At 71.2% G+C, this 5,260-nt stretch carries 7 protein-coding genes; 2 read left to right on the top strand and 5 right to left on the bottom strand.

Annotated elements, in window-relative coordinates; genetic code table 11:
• The 5 genes from ACWCSD_RS47230 to ACWCSD_RS47210 form a co-directional block, all read right to left on the bottom strand.
• The coding region (locus tag ACWCSD_RS47230; protein WP_449925471.1) for a PEP-utilizing enzyme at positions 1–756 on the bottom strand (756 nt) is incomplete at its 3' end.
• Complete coding sequence (locus ACWCSD_RS47225; protein WP_352321677.1) at positions 753–1,016, bottom strand: HPr family phosphocarrier protein; 264 nt, start codon at positions 1,014–1,016, stop codon at positions 753–755. The genes ACWCSD_RS47230 and ACWCSD_RS47225, both read right to left, overlap by 4 nt.
• Positions 1,017–1,196: 180 nt before the next feature.
• The gene (locus tag ACWCSD_RS47220; protein WP_357970292.1) at positions 1,197–1,643 is read right to left on the bottom strand and encodes a PTS sugar transporter subunit IIA; all 447 of its coding nucleotides are present in this window, start codon (positions 1,641–1,643) and stop codon (positions 1,197–1,199) included.
• A 10-nt stretch (positions 1,644–1,653) separates the two neighbouring features.
• Positions 1,654–1,890 (bottom strand): PTS glucose/sucrose transporter subunit IIB, encoded by a 237-nt coding sequence (locus tag ACWCSD_RS47215; RefSeq protein WP_352349299.1) that lies wholly within the window; start codon positions 1,888–1,890, stop codon positions 1,654–1,656.
• A 51-nt stretch (positions 1,891–1,941) separates the two neighbouring features.
• Positions 1,942–2,976: an SIS domain-containing protein gene (locus tag ACWCSD_RS47210; protein ID WP_357970290.1), complete on the bottom strand. Its 1,035-nt coding sequence runs from the start codon at positions 2,974–2,976 to the stop codon at positions 1,942–1,944.
• Between the two features lie 177 nt (positions 2,977–3,153).
• On the opposite strand from ACWCSD_RS47210, the gene ACWCSD_RS47205 reads away from it, so the two are divergent.
• On the top strand, positions 3,154–3,894 hold the full coding sequence (locus tag ACWCSD_RS47205; protein WP_352349295.1) for a GntR family transcriptional regulator: 741 nt from the start codon (positions 3,154–3,156) through the stop codon (positions 3,892–3,894).
• 70 nt (positions 3,895–3,964) lie between these two features.
• The coding region (locus ACWCSD_RS47200) for a PTS transporter subunit EIIC (RefSeq protein WP_449925464.1) at positions 3,965–5,260 on the top strand (1,296 nt) is incomplete at its 3' end.

Here is a 5,260-nt window from a genome sequence, read left to right as displayed (position 1 = left end):
GCCCGGCCCCTTGGCCGCGCCGATCGCCGCCTGCTTCGCCGCCGCCGCGCCCCGCGCCCCCGCCACGTGGTCGTCGGACGGCTCCAGGCTCACCTCGCCCGTCGTGCCGTCCACCAGGACGGGGACGCCGGCGGGGATGCCGGTCGCCCCCGGGCAGGCGACCACGGCGGGCACGCCCATCGCCCGGGCCATGATCGCGGTGTGGCTCGTGGGCCCGCCCTGCTCGGTGACGAACCCGGCCACGTCCCGCCTGGACAGCAGGGCCGTGTCGGCGGGCGCCAGGTCGGTCGCGACCAGCACGTACGGCACCTCGGGGGCGGCCGGCAGCCCCGGCATCGGGTGCGCGGTGAGCAGGGCGATCACCCGGTCCCTGATGTCGTCGAGGTCGGCGGCCCGCTCGCCCAGGTAGCCGCCGGCCCCGCTGAGCACGTCCCGGTACTTCGTGAACGCCTCGAAGACCGCCCGGGGAGCGGCCAGGCCCCGGTCGATGAGGGTCCTGACCTTCACCACCAGACCGGGGTCCTCGGCCATCAGCGCCTGGGCCTTGAGGATCTCCCCGGCCTCGCCGCCCGCCTGGTTGCCGCGGGCCTCAAGCTCGCCCGCGACCCGTGAGAGCGCGGCCGAGGCCCGCTCCTTCTCCTGCTCCGCCTCACCGGTGTAGGTGCTGCCCTCGGGGGGTTCGGGCACAGAGGCGGTCAGAACGTACGCGGGGCCGTGCCCGATTCCCGGGCTGACCCCAACCCCCCGCAGGTTCATGGCGCTCCGGCGATCGTGGCCAGTTCGTCCAGGATCTCCTCGGAGCCGTCGCCCTCCGCCGTGATCACGACGGTCTCGCCCTGCCGGACGTCGAGCGCCATGATGGCGAGGATGCTCTTGCCGTTGACCGGGGCCCCGCCGCCGCTGGCCTTGGCGACGCTGATGTCCATCGGGGCCAGCTGGGCCCGTTTCACGAACGTCGCCGCGGGACGGGCGTGCAGACCCACCTCCGCCGCGACCGTGACCTTACGCTCACCCATGAGCCTCTCCTTCTGTACCCGGTCCAGACCAGCTGGACCCTTGCGTGAATGGCGGCCGGCCGCTCGCGGTCGGGCCGGGCGCCGGCGTGGCTGGGGGCACGCCTATTGTGACGTCTTCTGCCGGTACGACCGTGCCGCTGAGGCGTCGTACGCCGGTCTCGGGGACCGCGCCGACGCTGTCTACATCCATGTGAACAGCTCGTCCCCCACGTGCACCGCCCCCTGGACGATGCCGGTCACCGACTCCGAGAGGGCGTCCAGGGCCACGACGGGGCAGACCGGGGACCGTCCGCCGGCCTCGACGACGGACGGGTCCCACGCCACCACGGGCTGCCCCGCGCTGACCCTGTCGCCCTCGGCCGCCAGCAGCTGGAACCCCTTCCCCTTGAGCTGGACCGTGTCGATGCCCAGGTGCACCAGCACGCCCCTGCCGTCGTCCCCCACGATGACGTAGGCATGCGGATGCAGTTTCATGATTTTTCCCGCTATGGGGGCTACGGCCTTGCCGGGCCCCCGCAGCGGGTCGATCGCCGTTCCCGGTCCCACCATGCCCGCGGAGAAGACCGGATCGGGCACGGCGGCCAACCCCACAGCCGCCCCCTCGACCGGGGCGAGAACAGTCGTCATGGTCTCGCCCTTAGCCGATGATGTCCTCGATGTCGCTGGCGATCGTGTCCGCCTCGGGCCCCACGACGACCTGGACCACGTTCCCCGCGGCCATCACGCCGTGCGCCCCCGCCGCCTTGAGGGCGGCCTGGTCGACCTTGGACGCGTCGTGCACTTCGGTGCGCAACCGGGTGATGCAGGGCTCGATCTCGATGATGTTGTCGGCACCGCCGAGACCGGCGATGATCGCATTCACATCCGCCGCCATCCGGTCCTCCCTCGTTCCAACTCCGTGACCAGGCTAAACGAGGTGCCTCGCTCAGTCCGTCTGCGTGACCTTGTTGAGGCCGCGCGGCGAGTCGGGGTCGATGCCGAGGCGCCGGGCCAGCGCTTCGGTGAGGAGCTGGCCGGGGATGATCAGGCCCATCGGCGCCACCCATTCGGGCAGGTCGGGGCCGTTCAGCGCGGCCGTGCCGGCCTGCGCGAGCGCGTCGCCGCCGCCGATCGTGTACGCCGCCGCGCCCGCCGCCACGACCCGCTCGGCCAGGGCCACCGTGCCGGACAGCGTGGGGCTGTTCTCGGCGGCCACCAGCAGCGCCGGGGTGTCGGCGTCGACCACGGCGATCGGGCCGTGCAGCAGGTCGGCGTAGGACAGGCCCATGGCGTGCAGGTAGCAGGCCTCCTTGAGCTTGAGCGCGGTCTCCAGGGCCGTGGAGAAGGCGAGCCCGCGTCCGGACACCACCACGCCCGGCTTGTCCAGCAGCCCTTCGACGACCGCGTCCAGGTCGCCCGGCTCGGCGATCAGCTTCTCGACCGCGTCGGGCACCCGCCGCAGGTCCTCGGCGTTCACGTCGGCGCCCAGGCCCAGCGCGAGCACGGCCAGCGCGGCGAGCTGCGTGGTGTAGGTCTTGGTCGCCGGGACGGCCTTCTCCTCGCCGGCCAGCGTGCACAGCGCGACGTCGGCCGCCTGGGCGAGCGGGCTGTCCTCGCCGCCGTTGGTGATGCCGACCGTCTTCGCGCCGCAGTCCTTGGCCCAGGCCAGGGTCTCGACGATCTCCTCCGTCCGGCCCGACTGGGAGATCGCGACGGCCAGCACGCCGTCGAGGTCGAGCTTGCGCCGGTAGGTCGTCGCGATGGACGGCGCGGCCAGCGCGCCCATCCGGCCCGCGTGGGACTCGACCAGGTAGCGGCCGTAGACTGCGGCGTTGTCGGAGGTTCCACGCGCGATGAACAGCAGCTGGCGAGTCTGCTCGCCCACCGCCTTCACCTCGCCCACCCTGGGGAGCAGGGCGTCGAGCGTGGCCCGCAGCGCTTCCGGCTGCTCGGCGATCTCACTGCGCATCTTGGTGGTCATCCTGAGCTCATCCCTCGATTCATACGGTGTCGGACTTGACCGTCTTTCGCGACATGTGGTCTAGTCCGGACTAGACCAGTACGAACCATAGCCCATGGCCACCAAACAAGAAATCTGCCCATAGACTGCCGCACCACCAGATCCAGATTTCTTCTTTGCCGATCGAGGGGAGGATCCGTGGCGCACATCGATCCGGATAGCCCGGTGCCCAAGTACTTCCAGCTTCGCGAGATCCTGCTGGACCTCATTGACAGCAACGAGCTCAGCATCGGCGCGGCCATCCCGTCCGAGCGGGAGCTCTGCCAGCGGTTCGGCCTGTCCAGGATGACCGTACGACAGGCCGTCGACCACCTGGTCTCCGAGGGCCGCCTGCACCGCGTGCCGGGCAAGGGCACGTTCGTGGCCAGGCCCAAGATCGAGCTGGCGTTGCAGCTCACGTCGTTCACCGACGACATGAGGGCGCGCGGGATGATCCCGGGCTCGCGCGACCTCGACCGCCGCATCGTGCGGGCCAGCGCCCACCTGGCCAAGGAGCTGGGGATCCAGCCGGGTGAGGAAGTGCACTTCATCGAACGCCTGCGCACGGCCGACGGCGAGCCGCTGTCCATCGAACGGGCACACATCCCGGTCAAGCTCGCCCCCGATCTGGCTGATGACGACCTGTCGGACAAATCGCTGTACGAGCTGCTGGAGAGCCGCTACGGGCTGGTCATGGACGCCGGCGAGCTCACCATCGACGGCGGCATCGCCGACCCGAGCGACGCCGACCTGCTGAAGCTGCCGCGCGGCGGCGCCGTGCTGCTGCTCCAGCGCAGGTCCTTCTCCGGCGGCGTCTGCGCGGAGCTCGGCGTGTCCACCTACCGCGCTGACCGCTATCAGCTGCGGACCATCCTCGAAATGCCCGTTAGACGGGGCTAGGGCCACTCCGCCGGGCCCGGACGGCCTGCCCGGCGGACCGCCTGACTCCCACCCCCCGGAGGAACGCCCGGTGAACGAGACCACCGCCGCCGCCCGGCCTTCGCCGTTCGCACGCGTGATGAACGTGCTCCAGCGGCTGGGCCGCTCGCTGATGCTGCCCATCGCGGCCCTGCCCGCGGCCGCGCTGCTCTTCCGGTTCGGGCAGCCCGACATGCTGGGCTCCAACGGCCCGGCCCCCGGCGGCCTGGCCGACGTGCCCGGGTTGGCGTGGATGAGCCAGGTCGCCGAGGTGCTGGCCGCGGCCGGGGACGCGCTCTTCCAGAACCTGCCGCTGCTGTTCGCGGTGGGCGTGGCCATCGGCTTCGCCCGCAAGGCCGACGGCACCACCGCGCTCGCGGCCGTCGTCGGCTACCTGGTGTTCGACCGGGTGACCAAGGTGATGTTCTTCGGCTCCGACATCCGCGACACGGTGGCCATCCGCCAGGTCCAGGACCAGGGCATCAAAGAGGTCATCAACTACGGCATGCAGAACCCCACCAAGGTGCTCGGCGGCATCGTGATGGGCCTGGTCACCGCGCTGCTGTGGCAGCGCTTCCACCGCATCAAGCTGCCGCCGTGGCTGGCCTTCTTCGGCGGACGCCGGTTCGTGCCGATCATCACCTCCATCGTCGCGCTGCTCCTCGGCGTGCTGTTCGGCTGGCTCTGGCCGGTCCTCGGCGAGTGGATCCGGCACGCCGGCGAGGCCCTGGCCGCCATCGGCCCGATCGGCACCGGCATCTACGGCCTGATCAACCGCCTGCTCATCCCGCTCGGCCTGCACCACTTCGTGAACTCGGTCGTCTGGTACGTCGTGCCGCAGTGCGAGGTGGGCGGTCACGTGCTGGGCGGCGACTGGAACTGCTACTTCGGCGGCGCCCCGCACTCCGGCCAGTTCATGGCCGGCTTCTTCCCCGTCATGATGTTCGCCCTGCCGGCCGCCGCCCTGGCCATGTGGCGGGCCGCGCCCCCGCACCGCCGGGCCACGGTGGGCGGCATCATGCTCTCGGCCGGGCTGGCCTCGTTCGTCACCGGCATCACCGAGCCGATCGAGTTCGCGTTCATCTTCGTCGCGCCCGCGCTGCTGGTCGCGCACGCCGTCCTGACCGGCCTGGCGATGGCGCTCACCACGCTCATCGGCGGGCAGCTCGGCTTCGGCTTCTCCGCCGGCCTGCTCGACATGCTGCTGAACGCCAGCAAGTCCAACACCCAGAACCTGCCCGGCATCCTGCTGCTCGGGCTGATCTACGGCGTCGTGTACTACGTCGTGTTCACCTTCCTCATCCGCAGGTTCGACATCATGACGCCGGGCCGGGAACCCGAGCCCGAC

It is taken from the genome of Nonomuraea sp. NPDC001684 (assembly GCF_053596515.1).
This window is presented reverse-complemented; position numbering and strand designations above follow the sequence as displayed.